This is a genomic window from Nocardia pseudobrasiliensis NBRC 108224 (assembly GCF_001613105.1).
GTDB classification, from domain to species: domain Bacteria; phylum Actinomycetota; class Actinomycetes; order Mycobacteriales; family Mycobacteriaceae; genus Nocardia; species Nocardia pseudobrasiliensis.
The window spans coordinates 81,244-96,833 of the sequence record NZ_BDBS01000001.1 but is presented as its reverse complement, the minus strand read 5'-3'; the positions used below and the strand labels follow the sequence as shown (position 1 = coordinate 96,833).

Here is a 15,590-nt window from a genome sequence, read left to right as displayed (position 1 = left end):
GGATAAATCATTCTGCGCTAACACACAGTGAGGAGGCGGAGCGATGGCCGAGGAGCTGGCCCCGCAGGGCATTCCGGGCGGTGTATCGCAAACCGATTCCACAGCAGGCGCAGCACCTGGCGTCTGTGCTGAGAGTGAGCTAATGGAGGGGGGTCCGTCGGTGACCGGGGCGGGCTCGGGGAGCCCGACTCAGCAGGGAGGACAGTGGGCCCGGGCGCAGCGCAAACCGGAACCGCCACGGCTGAGCCTGATCGTCACCGATTTCGATGCCATGTTCGACACCATCGAGGAGCAGTGGCAGGAACGGGCGCTGTGCGCCCAGACCGATCCCGAGGCGTTCTTCCCCGAGAAGGGCGGCTCGACCCGCGAGGCCAAGCGGATCTGTATGGGCTGCGAGGTTCGTGACGAATGCCTGGAATACGCTCTGGCACATGACGAACGCTTCGGCATCTGGGGCGGGCTATCCGAAAGGGAGCGCCGCCGCCTGAAGCGAGGCATCAGCTAGCCGGGAGCCCGGGGACAATCCCCAGGCTCCCGCTGTTTTTCACCGATGGTTCCCCCGAGGTCATTCCTCTTCGGGATCGATGACGTCCGGATCGACGCCCAGATAGGTGGCGATCTGCTGGACGAGCACCTCCCGGAGCAGATCGACCGTATCGTCCGGTTCGGGCGCGCGCCGCTCGATCGGCCGGCGGAACAGTACGACGCGGGCCCGGGTCGCGGCGCCGTACCGGTCGACACCGGCCGGAATCAGGCGTGACAGCGGCACCGGGCCGTCTGCTACCACCTCATCCGGCCACGTGACCGAATCCGGATGCAGCGGACGGATTTTCGGCACGTCGTCGACGGCGATATCCAATTTCGTGAGCCGGTCGTGCCAACGGTTGTCCAGGGGCGCGAAGGCCTCAAGCACCAACCGGTCGAACTGCTGGCCCCGGGTGCGCCAGGCGGGCACGGTCGGAGGCAGCATGGGTCCGCGCACCCCACGCCCACGACGTAGCACCGACCGCGCGGTCGGCGGTCGTTTCCGTGAACGGGTCATGGACTAAACCTAATACCCCGTCCGGGCACGCGTTCGACACCACCCGGCAACGTTTTCCACGCAGTGATCGGCATCCCATCCTGCGTGTCTCACAGCGAACCGCCGGGTGGAGGGTTACTCTCCTTGGCGTGATACCCATGCGTCGTTGCTGCCGTCCAGGTTGCAAAAATCCGGCCGTCGCGACGCTCACCTATGTGTATTCCGATTCGACGGCCGTCGTCGGCCCCCTCGCCACCGTCGCCGAACCGCACTCCTGGGATCTGTGCGAAACCCACGCCTCCCGGATCACCGCCCCGAAGGGCTGGGATATGGTCCGCTATGAGGGCGGCTTCTCCTCCAGCACCCCGGACGACGACGATCTGACCGCCCTGGCCGAGGCCGTCCGCGAGGCCGGAATGCGCCGCCGCACACCGGAACCCGAACAACGCGGCTATTCCGACGTACCGCCCGCCCAGGCCCGCCCGACGAGAACCGGCCGAACCGGCCGCCGCGGCCATCTCCGCGTCCTCCCCGATCCCCCGAGCTGAGCCGTTCCGCCTCTCCGCGTTGCTGGCCGTACGGTCCCTCCGCTGTGTGACTTCAGGTGAGCCTTCACGTGGGGCGTGAATTGTGGGGGACACAGCGGAACTGTCCGAGGGAGCCCTACTAGGGTGGTTGTCATGACGAGCGCGCGATCTGCCGAGTCCGTACACGCAGTGGTCAAGGCTTACGACGTACGCGGTGTCGTCGGGGAACAGATCGACGCGGATTTCGTTCGGGACGTGGGCGCTTCGTTCGCGCGGCTGATGCGCGACGAGGGCGCGGCGCAGGTGGTCGTCGGGCACGATATGCGCGACTCCTCACCGGGTTTGGCCGCGGCCTTCGCCGACGGCGTCCTCGGTCAGGGGCTCGACGTGGTGCAGATCGGCCTGGCCTCCACCGACGAGCTCTACTTCGCCTCCGGACATCTGTCCTGCCCGGGCGCGATGTTCACCGCCAGCCACAACCCGGCCCGCTACAACGGCATCAAGCTGTGCCGGGCCAAGGCGCTGCCGGTCGGCCAGGACACCGGCCTGGCCACCATCACCGAGGAGTTGATCGCGGGCGTGCCCGCCTTCGACGGCCCGCGCGGCGCGGAGAGCGATCGGGATCTGCTCGACGCCTATGCCGAATTCCTGCGCGGTTTGGTCGATTTGAGCGGTATCCGGTCGCTGCGGGTCGCGGTGGACGCGGGCAACGGCATGGGCGGCTACACCGTGCCCGCCGTACTGGGCCAGGTCGCGCAGCTGACCGTCGCACCGCTGTTCTTCGAGCTGGACGGCTCGTTCCCCAACCACGAGGCCAATCCGCTGGATCCGAAGAATCTCGTGGATCTGCAGAAGTTCGTGCGCGAGACCGGGGCCGATATCGGCCTGGCCTTCGACGGCGACGCCGACCGCTGCTTCGTGGTGGACGAGCGGGGCGAGCCGGTGTCGCCGTCGACCGTCACCGCCCTCGTGGCCGAGCGCGAACTGGCCAAAGAGCCGGGCGCCACCGTCATTCACAATCTGATCACCTCCCGCGCGGTGCCGGAACTGGTGACCGAACTGGGCGGCACGCCGGTGCGCACCCGCGTGGGACATTCGTTCATCAAGCAGCAGATGGCCGCCACCGGCGCCATCTTCGGCGGCGAACATTCCGCGCACTACTACTTCCGCGACTTCTGGGGCGCCGACTCCGGCATGCTCGCCGCGCTGCACGTACTGGCCGCCCTCGGCGAAAAGGACCGCCCCATGTCCGAATTGGCGGCTTCGTATGCAACATACGCCGCCTCGGGGGAGATCAATTCCACAGTGGCGGACGCGAAGGAGCGAACGATGGCGGTACTCGCGGCATTCGAGGGTAGGTCCAAATCGGTGGATCGGCTGGACGGGGTCACGGTACAGCTGCCCGACGACGCGTGGTTCAACCTGCGCGCGTCGAATACCGAACCGCTGCTGCGCCTCAACGTCGAGGCCCGATCGCAGGAGGATGTAGACGCACTCGTGACCGAGATCCTGAGCATCGTCCGCGGCTGACTGGAATAGTGGAATCACAGAGCTCGGATTCGCCCGACCTGGTGACCCGATTGAGGGGAGGTGGCAACGCCCGATGATCGCAGGGACACCGGTACTCGACCTCGATGACGTCGCCTCGCTGGAGGCCGCCGATTCCGGCGGAACGTTGCGCTCGGCCGCCTCCGGCGGCGCCCAGGTGCGCGCGACCGCCGCCGCGATCGGCGAGGACGCCCTCGGTCGGCTGACCGACCTTCGCCCCCGCAGCCTCGTGCTGGTCTCCGGCTCCGGCCGCGCCGCGCGCGCGGCCGCGCTGCTGGTCGCCGCGCTCGGCGATCGCGCCGGACTGCCGATCGTCCCGGTCACCGAGATCCCGCAGTGGGTGGGCCCGCTGGACGTGGTGCTCGTCGCCGGTGACGACGCCGGCGATCCCCGCCTGATCGGTGCGGTGGACCGGGCGCTGCGCCGCGGCGCCGAGGTGGTCGTCGCCGCCCCCGACGAGGGACCGCTGCGCGCGGCAGCGGCCGGACGGGCCGCGATGCTGCCGCCGCGGATCCGGGTGCTCGATCACAATCGGCTGCTGCGCTATCTGGCGGTCGGCGTCGCGGTACTGCGCGCGATCGATCCGGCCCGGAGCGGGCCGCTGGTACCGGATCTGGACGCGCTCGCCGATGCGCTCGACGCCGAGGCCATGCGCGACAGCCCGGCCAACGAGGTCTTCCACAATCCGGCCAAGACGTTGGCCGCGCGCATGCAGGAGCGCCGCATCGTGCTGGCGGGCGACTCCCCCGCCGCGACCGAGGTGGCCGCGCACACCTGCGAGGTGCTGTTACAGGCCACCGGGCAGATCGCCGCGGCCACGAGCCTGGCCGACGCCGTGGCCGCCAATACCCGAATGAGCGAGGCCGCGGGCGTGACCGCGCCCGGCTACGATCCGCTGTTCCACGACGAGCAGCTCGACGGCCCGGCGCCGGTGGAGCGGGTACGGGTGTTCGTCGTCAGCGCCGATCCCGATCAGGTCGCCGCGCATCGGCGGCTGGCGGTGTTCGGCGGGAGCGCCGGATTGGTCGACGCCGATCTGGTCAGCGCCGACATCGAACCGGCGATCACCGAGGCCGCGGTACCGCGGGCCGCGGAAGCCCTGCTGGCGGAACCGGTTTCGGAGCCGCCCGGCCGCGGCGGGATGATCGAGCAGCTCGCCGTGCTCATTCTGCGACTCGAAATGGCGACGGCGTATCTACGGCTGCTCGGCAGTCGTCCCACCGCCGACGACCGTCCCACCCAGTACGACGGGGGACCCTACTAGTGCACGAACTCGTAGGTGCGTTGCGTTCCTATGCCTGGGGTTCGCGCACCGCGCTGGCTCAGTTGTGCGGCCGGCCGGTCCCGTCCGCGCATCCGGAGGCCGAACTGTGGTTCGGCGCCCATCCCGCCGATCCGGCCCACATTCGCGTCGACGGCCGCACCGCCTCGCTACTCGATGTGGTGGCCGCCGATCCGAAACATGAACTCGGTCCGGTCGCACCGGCTTTCGGCGACCGGCTGCCGTTCCTGCTGAAGATCCTCGCCGCCGAGGAGCCGCTGTCGCTACAGGCGCATCCGAGCGCCGAACAGGCCCGCGCCGGATATCAGCGGGAGAATCACACGCGGGTGCCGCTGGACTCGCCGATGCGCAACTATCGCGACGAGAACCACAAACCCGAGCTGGTGGTGGCGCTGGAGCGTTTCGAGGCGCTGGCCGGTTTCCGCGATCCGCGCCGCACCGTCGCGCTGCTGCGTGCGCTGGGCGTACCGGAGCTGCTCCCCTACGCCGAACTGCTCGCCGCCCAACCGGATTCGGACGGGCTGCGCACGCTGTTCACCACCTGGATCACGCTGCCGCAGGCGATGCTGTCCACGCTGCTGCCCAAGGTGCTCGACGGCTGCGTGCGTTATCTCAAGCAGTCCGACGACGAATCGGCGGCGACGACAAAGGAATTCGTCGCCGAGGCGCGCACCACGCTGGAGCTGGCCGAGGGATATCCCGGCGACGCGGGCGTCCTCGCGGCGCTGCTGCTGAATCGGATCACCCTCGAACCCGGGCAGGGGCTGTTCCTGGACGCCGGTAATCTGCACGCCTATCTGCGCGGAATCGGCGTGGAGATCATGGCCAATTCCGATAATGTGCTGCGCGGCGGGTTGACGCCCAAACATGTGGACGTGCCGGAATTGTTGCGCGTACTGGATTTCGAACCGCTGGATCTGCCGGTCGTGGAGCCCGAGCGCATCGCCGACGGCGCCTTCGCGTATCACACCCCCGCCGCGGAATTCCAGCTTCGCCGCTACGAACTGACCGCGGGCGCGGAACCGGTACAGGTACTCGACGGCGGGCCGGGCATCGTTCTCTGCACGGCCGGGACCGCGCGGTTGCGACAGGGGGCCGGGGAATTGCGGATCACGCCGGGTAGTGCGGCGTGGATCTCGGCGGCCGACGGCATCGTGCGCGCGCAGGCGGCGGACGATGCGGCACAGTTGTTCTGCGCCTGTGTCAGTGGTCGGTAGTAGGCACGGGTAGATTATCCGGCGAATCGGACACGGCCGCGGGCGCCGGGCCGCGATGACGAAAGGGTCAGGGCTGCATCATGTCTGCCGGTGGCGGTAAGAAGGCGATTCTCGCGGCGCTGAGCGCGAATCTGGGCATCGCGATCGCGAAATTCGTCGGCGCGGCGATTACGGGTTCGGCATCGATGCTGGCCGAGGGTGTGCACTCGGTGGCCGACACGGGTAATCAGGGACTGCTGCTACTCGGGCAGAACCGCGCCGAACAGGAGGCCGACGAGAAGCATCAGTTCGGCTACGGCCGCAATCGGTATTTCTATTCGTTCGTGGTGGCGCTGGTGCTGTTCAGCCTCGGCGCGATGTTCTCCCTCTACGAGGGCATCCACAAGATTCAGCATCCCGAGGAACTGACCTCACCCATCGTGGCCATCGTGATCCTGGTGCTCGCGGTCGGCCTGGAAGGCTTCAGCTTCATCACCGCCATGCGCGAATCAGCCCCGCTGCGCGGCAATCTGAGCTGGTGGCGGTTCATCCGCAACTCCCGCAATCCGGAACTGCCGGTGGTCCTGCTCGAGGACACCGGCGCCCTGATCGGCCTGATCTTCGCCCTGGCCGCGGTCCTGCTCACCATGTTCACCGGCGACCCGATCTGGGACGGCATCGGCACCCTGTGCATCGGCGCACTGCTCGGCGCGATCGCGATCGTGTTGATCGTCGAGATGAAAAGCCTGCTCATCGGCGAGGGCGCCACCCCCGATCAAACCCGCAAGATTCGCGAGAACCTCGTGGACGGCGCCCGCATCGACCGCGTGATCCACCTGCGCACCGAATACCTCGGCCCCGAAGAACTCCTGATAGCCGCCAAGGTGTCCATCGTCCCCGGCCTCGAGATCACCGACATAGCCCAGGCCATCGACGACGCCGAATCCCGAGTCCGCACCGCCGTCCCCACCGCCAAACTCATGTACATCGAACCCGACCTCTACCGCAGCGGCGCGACTACCGAGTCGAATCGCTGAGCAGGGCCAATGGATCGGTGGTGATCCCGAAGCGGTCGCGCAGGGCGTGGCGGGCGGCGTGTAGGCCGGACATGCCGTGCACGCCGGGGCCGGGTGGGGTGGAAGAGGAACAGAGATAGACGCCGGGGAGGGGGGTGGCGTAGGGGTTCCAGCGCGGAGCCGGGCGGAAGGGGATCTGGAGGGTGGTCATGGCGCCCGCGGAGATGTCGCCGCCGATGTAGTTGGGGTTGTAGGTGGGGAGGTCGGCGGCGGTGCGGACGTGGGTGGCGAGGACCAGGTCGCGGAAGCCGGGGGCGAAACGTTCGATCTGGGTGATGATTTCGGCGCTGATGTCGCGGGGGGATCCGTTGGGGACGTGGGCGTAGGTGTAGAGGGTGTGGGCGCCCGCGGGGGCCCGGGACGGGTCGACCGTGCCCGGCTGGATGGCCAGGACGTAGGGGCGCTCGGCGTGTTCGCCCGCGGCGACGGCTTTTTCGGCGGCGACGGCTTCGGCGCGGGTGCCGATCAGGTGCAGGGTGCCCGCGCGGTCACAACCCTCGGCGCGCCAGGGCACCGGGCCCGACAGGGCGAAATCGACCTTGCAGGCCGCGCCGCCGTAGCGGAATCGTTCGAGGCGACGCGCGTAGCGGGCGGGCAGCCGGTCACCGGCGATACGCAGCAGTTCGGCCGGTGCGGTGTCGAGCAGAATTGTTCGGACGTCGCGGAATTCGTCGAATGAGCCGACGCGGTGGCCGGTGACGATCCGGCCGCCGTGCGCGAGCAGATCGGCGGCCAGAGCGTCGACGACGGCCTGACTACCGCCGCGCGGAATCACCCAACCGTCCACGTGGGCGAGCGTGCCGAGCAGCAGCGCCACCCCGGCCGAGGCGAAGGCCCGCGGCGGCATGATGGCATGCGCGCTCACCCCGGTGAACAGGGCCGGGGCCGCGTCCTCGCGGAAACGCAGATTCCACAGCGGCGAAATCTGTTCCAGCACCCGCCGCCCGTAGCGCACCCCGGCCCCGACATTCAGCGGCGGCGGCCGCAGATCCGACATGGTCAGGGCCACCACCTCCGCCCAACGCCGCATCAGCGGCTCGAACAGCCGCCGCCACGCCGCCCCGTCGCGACCGAGCCCGGCGACCGTACGGTCCAGATCCCGCCACGCGAGCCCCGCCACACCCCCGTCCAGCGGATGGGCGTAGGACACCTCCGGCGCGAGCATCTCCACCCCGTGCGCGGCCAGATCGAAGGCCCGGAAGAACGGCGACGCCACCGCCATCGGATGCGCCCCGGCGCAGACGTCGTGGTGATATCCCGGCAGCGTCAGCTCGGCGGTCCGGCAGCCGCCGCCGATGGTCTCCCCCGCCTCGTACACCTCGACCGCCAGCCCGGCCCGGGCCAGGATCACCGCCGCGGCAAGCCCGTTGGGCCCGGCCCCGACCACCACCACATCCACCATGGTCACCACTGTATGCGCGGCGCGACGGCGCGTCGGTGGGGCCCGCACGACCTCCCGCACCCCGGATGGCACGAGGCATCCGACCAACCGGCCCCGCCGAAATTCGGCAAACCGACCATGGCGTCACCGGCCGCTTACCCGCATCCTTTTTGTGATCGCCATCACAACGATGCGAATGCGCCTGTCCACCAGGGAGTTCGGTCATGACCGCTCGCCGATATGCCGAACTATGCGGCGTCGCAACGCTTCTCACCGCGGTATTCGCAGCCCCGGCCGCCGCCGACACCGGATCGGCGCAATCCTCGGGCACCGTCACCGTCACCACGACCGCGGATGCCCCGGCCGCCAACCCGTTCGACGGTCGGTGCCGCACCCGACTCGGCGAATGCACACTGCGCGCGGCCGTCCAGGTGGCCGATGCCCGCCCGGGTACGACGATCGTGCTGCCGCCCGGCCATTATCGGCTCACGATTCCGCCGAACCCGTTGAATATCAACGGCCCCCTGATCGATCCGACCACCGGCGATCTCGACATCACCTCCGACACCACGATCCTCGGCGCGGGCCGGGACGAGACGATCATCGACGGCAATCATCTCGACCGCGTCCTGCTCACCACGGCCGATGTCGCCCTGTCCGGCCTCACCGTCACCGGCGGCAACGCCAGCCAGCGCGAGATCCCGCTCTACGACACCGGCGGCGGCGGAATCGCCAACTCCGGCAGGCTTTCCCTGGATCACGTCACCGTCACCGGCAACGCGGCCGACTACGGCGGCGGCATTTTCAACATCCCGGTCGCCGATATGAAGGTCACCGATTCGCTGATCTCCGGCAATGCCGGCGGCGAGGCGGGCGGGGTGCGCTGCGACAACACCTGCACCTTCACCCGAACGATCATCAGCGACAATCGCGTCACCAATCCGGGCCGCTGGTATCGGCCGGGCGGATTCGCCGGGCGCGGCGGCGGACTCGACATCCGCGGCGTCGGGCTGGTGGTGCTCATCGACTCGCAGGTCGTGCGCAACAGCGCGACCGACGGCGGCGGCGGGATCAATATCGCCCCGGCCTATCTGGACACGCTGCCGTATCAACTCACCGACGCGGTGAATCCCGGTATGGGACATCTGATCCTGCGCGGCAGCACGATCGCCGCCAACACCTCCGGCCTCGGCGAGCGCAACTGCAAGAAGGTATTCGCCGACATCACCTCCACCGGCGGCAATACCAGCGACGACGCCTCCTGCGACCTCACCGCGGCGGGCGACCGGGTCGGCCCCTGAGGTCGGACGGCGACGGAAAGGATTGCGCCATGGGCTCGTTCAACGTGGGCGACTGGATGACCGTACTCGGCCACGCGTTCACCTGGGTGATGTCGATGCTCGTCTCGGGATCGTCGAGCGGTTCGACCGGTTAGCGATGCGTCCACTGCCGGACCAGAATGTCCAGCCGCTGGCGGCGAAAGTCGGGCCGCAACCGCTCGTCGTGATCGAGCGTGGCCAGCCCGTGCAATGAACTCCAGGCGACCTCGGTGAAGGTCTCCACATCGTTGTCACCCGCGAAGGGGGCGAAGACCGCCGCCAGTTCAGCGAAGGCGTCGCGCAGCGCCTGCGGCGCGTCGGGACCGAACTTCAGATCCACCTTCTGCACGAACATGGCGTCATAGAGCGCCGGACTGTTCCGGGCGAATTCGAGATATCCGCGCGCGACCGCCGTCAGCGCCTCCTCGGGCGTACTCGCCGCATTGCGCAGCCGCCGCGACAATTCGGCCATTTCCGCACAGCCCTGTTCGGCGACCGCGGCCACGATCGCGTCCTTACCCGCGAAATGGCTGTAGAGCACCGGCTGGCTGTACTCGATGGCATCGGCCAGCCGCCGCACGGTCACCATCTCCCAGCCCTGGTTCTCGGCGATCTCACGGGCGGTGTCGATGATCAATTGATGTCGCTCGGCGCGTTGGCGCTCACGTCGGGTCTGAGTGCTCACATCAAAACCCTAGCATCGCTAGACAACAGCGCAGCCGATAGGTTATCTTCGCTCTACAACTTAGCATCGCTAGAATTTGGAGCACGCCAATGTCCTTGACCCGCATCAACACCGCCCTCGTCCTCCTCGGCGTCGCCTTCATCCTCTACATCGGCCTCGGCTACCTGATCGCGCCGGAGTCCATGGCGAACGGCTTCGGCTTGCCGGAATGGCCACACGGACAGGCCATGGCATTCGGAAATCTGAAGGGCGTCCGCGACACCGGATTCGCCGTCCTGACCCTGGCCCTACTGCTCGCCCGCCAGCGCTTCGCCCTGGGCATAGCAATGTTCGCCACCGCACTCGTCCCGATCGGCGACATGATCACCGTGCTGAGCTACCACGGCTCCCACGCCGCCGCCTTCGGCATCCACGGCCTCACCGCGGCATTGGTGGTCCTCACCGGCGCGCTACTCGTACGCGAACAGGCGACCCTGCGCTCACCGAGCCCGAACAAGACGCCGATCTCGGCGGCTCAGTCGTTCTGATCTGCCTCGGCCTTGCGCCGAACAGCCGCTGTCAGATCAATATCGATCTCGAACGGCACGCTGAGCTTCAGCCTGTCATGGTGAATCCCACTGAGCGCGTATGTCTTCAGCGCGGGGTCAAGCTCGTATATATACGCAACCGCGCGATCGTCCACATTCTCGATCCGCCACATGTGCGGTATCCCGGCTTGGGCGTACAGCTGAGGTTTGCGCTCGCGGTCGCGTATCACCGAGTCGAGGGACATCACTTCGATCACGAGAACGACATCTTGCGGCTGGAAAGTCGTCTGATCGAGACCGGTGTCGGCGTCGGCCGAGGCCACCAGCAGATCCGGCTCGGGCCGCTGACGCGGCCCCAGCGTCACAGTCATCTCTCTGCATACCTCGAGGGATTCCGGTGCCTGACGACTCAAAGTTCGCTCGAGAAAGGAGATCACCCGCATATGGAACTTCGCCTGCGGACTCACGAAGACAAGCCCCCCGTCGATCAACTGTGTATGTCGCGGCAGATCAGGCAAACGATCGAGATCCTCGGCAAAGTAGCCCTCGGGTGGCGGTGTCAGCCACGACGGCAGACGGGGTGGCCCCATCTCCGTGAGAGGGTCGGCGGTCATGCATCCCCCTTTCGCGAACCGGCTCGGACTCGACCAGTATTGCACCAGACTGTGACCCCTGGAGTCGTGCTGTGTGGGGGAACGCGGCGGGCACGGGCTGCCGATAGCTGACAGTGACTATCAGTCAGGTCGCTTCCATGTCTTCCACTCGAACGATCGTGGCCGATGATCTCGCTGATCATTCTGCTGTTGGCGCTGGGCGCGTTCATGTCCGCGATCGTGCCGCTGATCGTCGCGGGCGCCGGACTGATCACCGCACTGGGCGTATTGGCGGGACTGAACGAGGTGATGAGTTTCGGCTCCGTGGTCGTCACCATCGCCACGGCCTTCGGACTCGGTGTCGGCATCGACTCTTCATCGTCAGCCGCTTCCGCGAGGAACTGGCCCGCCTCGGCGACGAGGCTCCATCCCGGGCGGATATCGCGGCGGCGGTTGGGCGGACCCTGCGCTCGACCGGACGGGTGATCACGATTTCCGGCGTGATCGTGGTGATCACGCGGTCCTCGCTGCTGGTGATCAATTCGCCGATCTTCCGGGAGATCGCGATCGGTATCTCGGCCACGGTGCTGTCGGTGCTGCTGGTCGCCCTGACCCTGCTTCCCGCGGTACTGGGCGTACTCGGTCCGCGCATCAATGCCGGTGCGCTGCCGCGCCGCCTGCGGCCCGCCGATTCCGTCGGGACCACCGGGCCCGGGCGCTGGTCGCGCTGGGCCTATGCGGTGATGCGCCGCCCGATCGTCTACGGCCTGGCGGGAACGGCCGTGCTGGTGATCGCGGCGCTACCGCTGTTCGGCATTCGATACGGGCTGAACATGGCGACGACGCAAATGCGCGACACCCCCTCGGGCACCGCCAATTCGATCCTCGCCCGCGATTTCAGCCCCGGACTGCTGTCCCCGATCCAGATCATCGCGACGGGACCGTCCAATACCTCGCTCGGCCCCGAAAGCCGCTCGGCCACAACCGATTTCGGCCGATTTCTCACCTCTGATCAGCGCATCTCCACCGTCGTACCCCTCACTTCCGACGGCCGGGCGCTGTGGCTGGCGATCCCCGCGAATCCGGTGGATTCCACGGCCGCGGCCGATCTGGTGCGCGATATCCGTTCGCGGGCAGCCGATTCCCCGAACGCGGTCCTGTTCGGATTGTCAATGGACTACGAGATATTCCTGCTGGGCCGGGTGAAGGAGGAGTGGGACAGAGACCCAGTCAACGAGAGTGCGGTCGCCGCGGGCGTCGAGCACACCGCCCGGCCCATCACCGCGGCCGTGGCCATCATGGTCGTCATCTTCGCCAGTCTGCTGACCGCCAGCGTCATCGAGCTGAAGCAGGCCGGCTTCGCGCTCGCCATCGCCATCGCGATCGACACCGCCCTGGCCCGGCTGTTGCTGATTCCCGCCTTCATGAAACCGATGGGGCGATGGAACTGGTGGCCCGGCAGCAGGATTCGCTGATCACACGTCGGTGGAGAAGCGGATACCGCCGTCGGGAATGTCCACCCCGGGCCACACCCGCGCACCGCGCAGCAGTTCGCAGCGGGCCCCGACATTGGCCCCGTCGCCGATCACGGCGTCGCGGACCAGCGCCCGCGGACCGATGCGCGCACCGAAGCCGATGATCGAACGTTCCACCGTGGCACCGGCTTCCACGCGCGCGCCGTCGAACAGAATCGCCCCGTCCAACCGCGCGCCCGCGCCGACCTCCGCACCGCGGCCGACCACCGTACCGCCGATCAGCAGCGCCCCGGGCGCGACGCCCGCACCGGCGTGCACCAGCGACTCCCCGCGCTGACCCGGCAGCGCGGGCGAGGGCGCGATACCGCGCACCAGATCCGCCGAACCACGCACGTAATCCTCGGGAGTGCCCATATCACGCCAGTAGGAAGTGTCCACATGGCCCTGAATGTGCGCGCCCTCGGTCAGCAGCGCGGGGAACACCTCGCGCTCGACCGACACCGGCCGCCCGCTCGGGATCTTCTCGATGTACTCGCGCCGGAACACATAGCAACCGGCGTTGATCTGATCGGTCGGCGGATCCTGGGTCTTCTCCAGAAATGCCGTGACGCGGCCGTTCTCGTCGGTGGGCACACAACCGAATGCCCGCGGATCGCTCACCCGCACCAGATGCAGGGTCACATCGGCATTGGTGGACACGTGGGTGTCGAGCACCGCGCCGAGATCGGTGCCGCCCAGCACATCGCCGTTGAACACCATCACGGTGTCGGCGCGCAGCTTCGGCAGCACATTACGGATCGCGCCGCCGGTGCCCAGCGGGTCGACCTCGGTCACGTATTCGAGCTCGAGGCCCAGATCCGCGCCGTCGCCGAAATGCTCCTCGAAGACCTCGGCCTTGAACGAGGTCCCGAGCACCACATGGTTGATCCCGGCATCGGCGATGCGGGCCAGCAGGTGGTGCAGGAACGGCAGACCGGCCACCGGCAGCATGGGTTTGGGCGCCGACAGCGTCAGCGGACGCAGCCGGGTGCCCTGGCCGCCCACCAGGATCACGGCATCGGTCGCGGTGCCGGCCGCAGCCGAAGTGTCCGCCATCAGTCTCCCCTGTTCAGGTTCGGTCCCATTCTCGTCCGCACGCCTGCGGGTTATCCCTGCGCGGCACGCTCACGCAGGGCAGATCGAACCGCAAGCCTGCAGCGGATCGCAAGTCCGGCCCGCAGCGCGAGCCGCAACGGCGCCTGCCACCAGTGCGGATGCCGATCGGCCTGGAAACGATACGCGGAGGCGTGATGGGCGGGCAGCATGGCCTCGGGGTTGCGCCCGGCCGCATGCCCCTTGGCGTGCGTGACCTCGGCCGACGGTACGAATACATTGTGCCAGCCCGCGCGGCCCATGCGGTCACCGAAGTCGACATCTTCCATGTACATGAAGTAACGCGAGTCGAAGCCCTCGATCGAATCGAAGGCGGCCCGGCGCACCAGCAGACATGAGCCGGACAGCCAGCCCACCGTGCGCTCGGAGATCTCCTCGTTCTCCTGCCGGTACCGACGGGTCCACGGATTGGCGGGCCAGATGGTACCGAGCAGGGCGTGCCCTGCGCCGTCGAGCAGCCCGGGCACCCGGCGCGCGGACGGATAGACGCTGCCGTCCGGTTCGAGAACGAGCGGGCCGAGCGCCCCGGCCCGCGGCCAGCGTCGCGCGGCCTCCAGCAACCGATCGATGGAGTCGGTGCCCCAGCGGATGTCCGGATTGGCGAGGACGACGAATTCGATATCCGGATCGATCTCGGCGACCGCGCGATTGATCGCGCCGCCGTAGCCGATATTGCCCCCGGTGCGTAGCAGTCGCACATGTTCGTTCGCCTCGGCCGCCAGTTCCGGCGTGCCGTCGGTCGAACCGTTGTCGGCGAGGATGACCTGCGGCTTTTCAGAGGTCGCACTGGCCAGCGTGCTGATGAAATGCTCGAGGTGTTCACCGGGTGAGTAGGTCACGGTGACCACGACCAGGGTGGGTTTGGCGACGGAATCCGCGTTCACGGGGGCCCAGCCTAACCGGATATCCGTGCCAGTGCGTCCCCGAGGGCGAGACGCCAATCCCGCAGCGGCGTAAGCCCCGCCTCGACCCAGGCGCGATCCGACAGCACCGAATACGCCGGTCTCCGTACGGGACTCGGAAATTCGGCGCTGGTACAGGGCCGCACGCGCGCCGGATCCGCCCCGATTCCCTCGAATACCGCGCGCGCCAATTCGAACCAGGTCGCCTGACCGGCATTGGTGGCGTGCAGAATTCGCGGCATCGGCTCGCGCACCCGCGCGGCCAGTTCCAGCAGTCCCCCGGCGAGGTCGACGGCGAAGGTCGGCGAGCCGATCTGGTCGTCGACCACCGACACCGTCTCGCGCTCGCGCTCCAACCGCCGCATGGTGGCGACGAAATCGCCGTGATCACCGGTATAGAGCCAGGCGGTACGCACGATATGAGCGGTTCGCTCGAATTTCAGCGCGGCCTGTTCCCCGGCGAGTTTGGACCGCCCGTAGACGCTGGTCGGCCCGGTCGGATCGTCGGTCTCGTAGGGCCGCGCGCCCGCACCGTCGAAGACGTAATCGGTCGATACATGAATCAGCTTGGCGCCCAACGTGTCACAGGCCGCCGCCAGGACGGCCGGACCCGTCTCGTTGACCGCGAAGGCCCCGGCCTCGTCGGATTCGGCCGCGTCGACCGCCGCGTAGGCCGCACAGTTGAGCACCACGTCACCGGGCCGCAGCACCGCGCGGACCGCCTCCGGATCGGTGATGTCCAGATCATCGCGATGCAGTGCGAGCGCGTGGGGCGCTCGGGCGCAGACGGCCCGGCCGAGCTGCCCACCCGCACCGGTGACGATCAATCGCGCGTCGAACGAGGAATTCACGCGCCCAAGTCTGGCACGCCGCGCCGGGGCCTCGCTTGAACCATGCACGCCCTCG

Annotated in this window: 16 protein-coding genes and 1 pseudogene; 10 read left to right on the top strand and 7 right to left on the bottom strand. The window is 68.1% G+C overall.

Annotated features, from left to right (window positions below):
* Nucleotides 1-271 precede the first annotated feature (271 nt).
* Entirely contained in the window at nt 272-505 is a 234-nt protein-coding gene (locus NP4_RS00435; protein WP_030515006.1) for a WhiB family transcriptional regulator, read from the top strand.
* Between the two features lie 60 nt (nt 506-565).
* Here the strand turns inward: NP4_RS00435 and NP4_RS00430 are convergent, their stop codons facing one another.
* Nucleotides 566-1,042, bottom strand: a complete 477-nt coding sequence (locus NP4_RS00430) for a metallopeptidase family protein (RefSeq protein WP_211335708.1) — start codon at nt 1,040-1,042, stop codon at nt 566-568.
* A 137-nt stretch (nt 1,043-1,179) separates the two neighbouring features.
* On the opposite strand from NP4_RS00430, the gene NP4_RS00425 reads away from it, so the two are divergent.
* The 5 genes from NP4_RS00425 (at nt 1,180) to NP4_RS00405 (ending at nt 6,611) form a co-directional block, all read left to right on the top strand.
* Nucleotides 1,180-1,569 carry a DUF3499 domain-containing protein gene (locus NP4_RS00425; protein ID WP_082875393.1) on the top strand — a complete coding sequence of 130 codons (390 nt, stop codon included), beginning with the start codon at nt 1,180-1,182 and terminating at the stop codon, nt 1,567-1,569.
* 132 nt (nt 1,570-1,701) lie between these two features.
* Nucleotides 1,702-3,078 carry a phosphomannomutase/phosphoglucomutase gene (locus tag NP4_RS00420; protein WP_067990109.1) on the top strand — a complete coding sequence of 459 codons (1,377 nt, stop codon included), beginning with the start codon at nt 1,702-1,704 and terminating at the stop codon, nt 3,076-3,078.
* A 73-nt stretch (nt 3,079-3,151) separates the two neighbouring features.
* Complete coding sequence (locus tag NP4_RS00415) at nt 3,152-4,360, top strand: tobH protein (RefSeq protein WP_067990107.1); 1,209 nt, start codon at nt 3,152-3,154, stop codon at nt 4,358-4,360.
* Nucleotides 4,360-5,595 carry a mannose-6-phosphate isomerase, class I gene (gene manA, locus NP4_RS00410; RefSeq protein WP_067990103.1) on the top strand — a complete coding sequence of 412 codons (1,236 nt, stop codon included), beginning with the start codon at nt 4,360-4,362 and terminating at the stop codon, nt 5,593-5,595. The genes NP4_RS00415 and manA overlap by 1 nt, the downstream gene beginning before the upstream one ends.
* A gap of 80 nt (nt 5,596-5,675) precedes the next feature.
* Nucleotides 5,676-6,611 (top strand): cation diffusion facilitator family transporter, encoded by a 936-nt coding sequence (locus tag NP4_RS00405; RefSeq protein WP_067990100.1) that lies wholly within the window; start codon nt 5,676-5,678, stop codon nt 6,609-6,611.
* On the opposite strand, the gene NP4_RS00400 is transcribed toward NP4_RS00405, so the two are convergent.
* Entirely contained in the window at nt 6,592-8,052 is a 1,461-nt protein-coding gene (locus tag NP4_RS00400) for a phytoene desaturase family protein (protein WP_067990529.1), read from the bottom strand. The two genes, NP4_RS00405 and NP4_RS00400, sit on opposite strands and share 20 nt — an antisense overlap.
* 203 nt (nt 8,053-8,255) lie before the next feature.
* Here NP4_RS00400 and NP4_RS00395 point away from each other — a divergent pair, with 203 nt between their 5' ends.
* Nucleotides 8,256-9,332: a CSLREA domain-containing protein gene (locus NP4_RS00395; RefSeq protein ID WP_067990097.1), complete on the top strand. Its 1,077-nt coding sequence runs from the start codon at nt 8,256-8,258 to the stop codon at nt 9,330-9,332.
* A 130-nt stretch (nt 9,333-9,462) separates the two neighbouring features.
* Here NP4_RS00395 and NP4_RS00390 read toward each other — a convergent pair whose 3' ends face one another.
* A complete protein-coding gene (locus NP4_RS00390; protein ID WP_067990093.1) occupies nt 9,463-10,035 on the bottom strand; it encodes a TetR/AcrR family transcriptional regulator in 573 nt (190 codons plus the stop codon).
* A gap of 89 nt (nt 10,036-10,124) precedes the next feature.
* Between NP4_RS00390 and NP4_RS00385 the strand changes: the two genes are divergently transcribed.
* Complete coding sequence (locus NP4_RS00385) at nt 10,125-10,562, top strand: DUF4267 domain-containing protein (RefSeq protein ID WP_067990091.1); 438 nt, start codon at nt 10,125-10,127, stop codon at nt 10,560-10,562.
* On the opposite strand, the gene NP4_RS00380 is transcribed toward NP4_RS00385, so the two are convergent.
* Nucleotides 10,550-11,176 carry a Uma2 family endonuclease gene (locus NP4_RS00380; protein ID WP_211335707.1) on the bottom strand — a complete coding sequence of 209 codons (627 nt, stop codon included), beginning with the start codon at nt 11,174-11,176 and terminating at the stop codon, nt 10,550-10,552. The genes NP4_RS00385 and NP4_RS00380 overlap by 13 nt on opposite strands.
* 165 nt (nt 11,177-11,341) lie before the next feature.
* On the opposite strand from NP4_RS00380, the pseudogene NP4_RS42275 reads away from it, so the two are divergent.
* Nucleotides 11,342-11,853: pseudogene (locus NP4_RS42275) on the top strand (MMPL family transporter); the annotation flags it as partial.
* Nucleotides 11,854-11,898: 45 nt separating this feature from the next.
* Nucleotides 11,899-12,630, top strand: a complete 732-nt coding sequence (locus NP4_RS42270) for an MMPL family transporter (RefSeq protein WP_307596064.1) — start codon at nt 11,899-11,901, stop codon at nt 12,628-12,630.
* On the opposite strand, the gene manB is transcribed toward NP4_RS42270, so the two are convergent.
* From manB to rfbD, 3 genes are read right to left on the bottom strand one after another with little or no spacing between them, the layout of a single operon-like run.
* Nucleotides 12,631-13,725, bottom strand: a complete 1,095-nt coding sequence (gene manB, locus NP4_RS00365) for a mannose-1-phosphate guanylyltransferase (protein WP_067990083.1) — start codon at nt 13,723-13,725, stop codon at nt 12,631-12,633. It lies immediately after the preceding gene.
* Nucleotides 13,726-13,775: 50 nt separating this feature from the next.
* On the bottom strand, nt 13,776-14,666 hold the full coding sequence (locus NP4_RS00360) for a glycosyltransferase family 2 protein (protein ID WP_245996868.1): 891 nt from the start codon (nt 14,664-14,666) through the stop codon (nt 13,776-13,778).
* 11 nt (nt 14,667-14,677) lie between these two features.
* Nucleotides 14,678-15,535, bottom strand: coding sequence for a dTDP-4-dehydrorhamnose reductase (gene rfbD / locus NP4_RS00355; protein ID WP_211335705.1), 858 nt, complete (start codon nt 15,533-15,535; stop codon nt 14,678-14,680).
* Nucleotides 15,536-15,590: the final 55 nt, after the last annotated feature.

Bases quoted from the DNA above. Each gene is read 5' to 3' on its own strand.
- NP4_RS00395 (WP_067990097.1), top strand. From the start codon at position 8,256: ATGACCGCTCGCCGATATGCCGAACTATGCGGCGTCGCAACGCTTCTC.
- NP4_RS00380 (WP_211335707.1), bottom strand. From the start codon at position 11,176: ATGACCGCCGACCCTCTCACGGAGATGGGGCCACCCCGTCTGCCGTCG.
- NP4_RS42270 (WP_307596064.1), top strand. From the start codon at position 11,899: ATGCGCCGCCCGATCGTCTACGGCCTGGCGGGAACGGCCGTGCTGGTG.
- NP4_RS00400 (WP_067990529.1), bottom strand. From the start codon at position 8,052: ATGGTGGATGTGGTGGTGGTCGGGGCCGGGCCCAACGGGCTTGCCGCG.
- NP4_RS00435 (WP_030515006.1), top strand. From the start codon at position 272: ATGTTCGACACCATCGAGGAGCAGTGGCAGGAACGGGCGCTGTGCGCC.
- NP4_RS00430 (WP_211335708.1), bottom strand. From the start codon at position 1,042: ATGACCCGTTCACGGAAACGACCGCCGACCGCGCGGTCGGTGCTACGT.
- NP4_RS00415 (WP_067990107.1), top strand. From the start codon at position 3,152: ATGATCGCAGGGACACCGGTACTCGACCTCGATGACGTCGCCTCGCTG.
- NP4_RS00405 (WP_067990100.1), top strand. From the start codon at position 5,676: ATGTCTGCCGGTGGCGGTAAGAAGGCGATTCTCGCGGCGCTGAGCGCG.
- manB (WP_067990083.1), bottom strand. From the start codon at position 13,725: ATGGCGGACACTTCGGCTGCGGCCGGCACCGCGACCGATGCCGTGATC.
- NP4_RS00425 (WP_082875393.1), top strand. From the start codon at position 1,180: ATGCGTCGTTGCTGCCGTCCAGGTTGCAAAAATCCGGCCGTCGCGACG.
- NP4_RS00385 (WP_067990091.1), top strand. From the start codon at position 10,125: ATGTCCTTGACCCGCATCAACACCGCCCTCGTCCTCCTCGGCGTCGCC.
- NP4_RS00420 (WP_067990109.1), top strand. From the start codon at position 1,702: ATGACGAGCGCGCGATCTGCCGAGTCCGTACACGCAGTGGTCAAGGCT.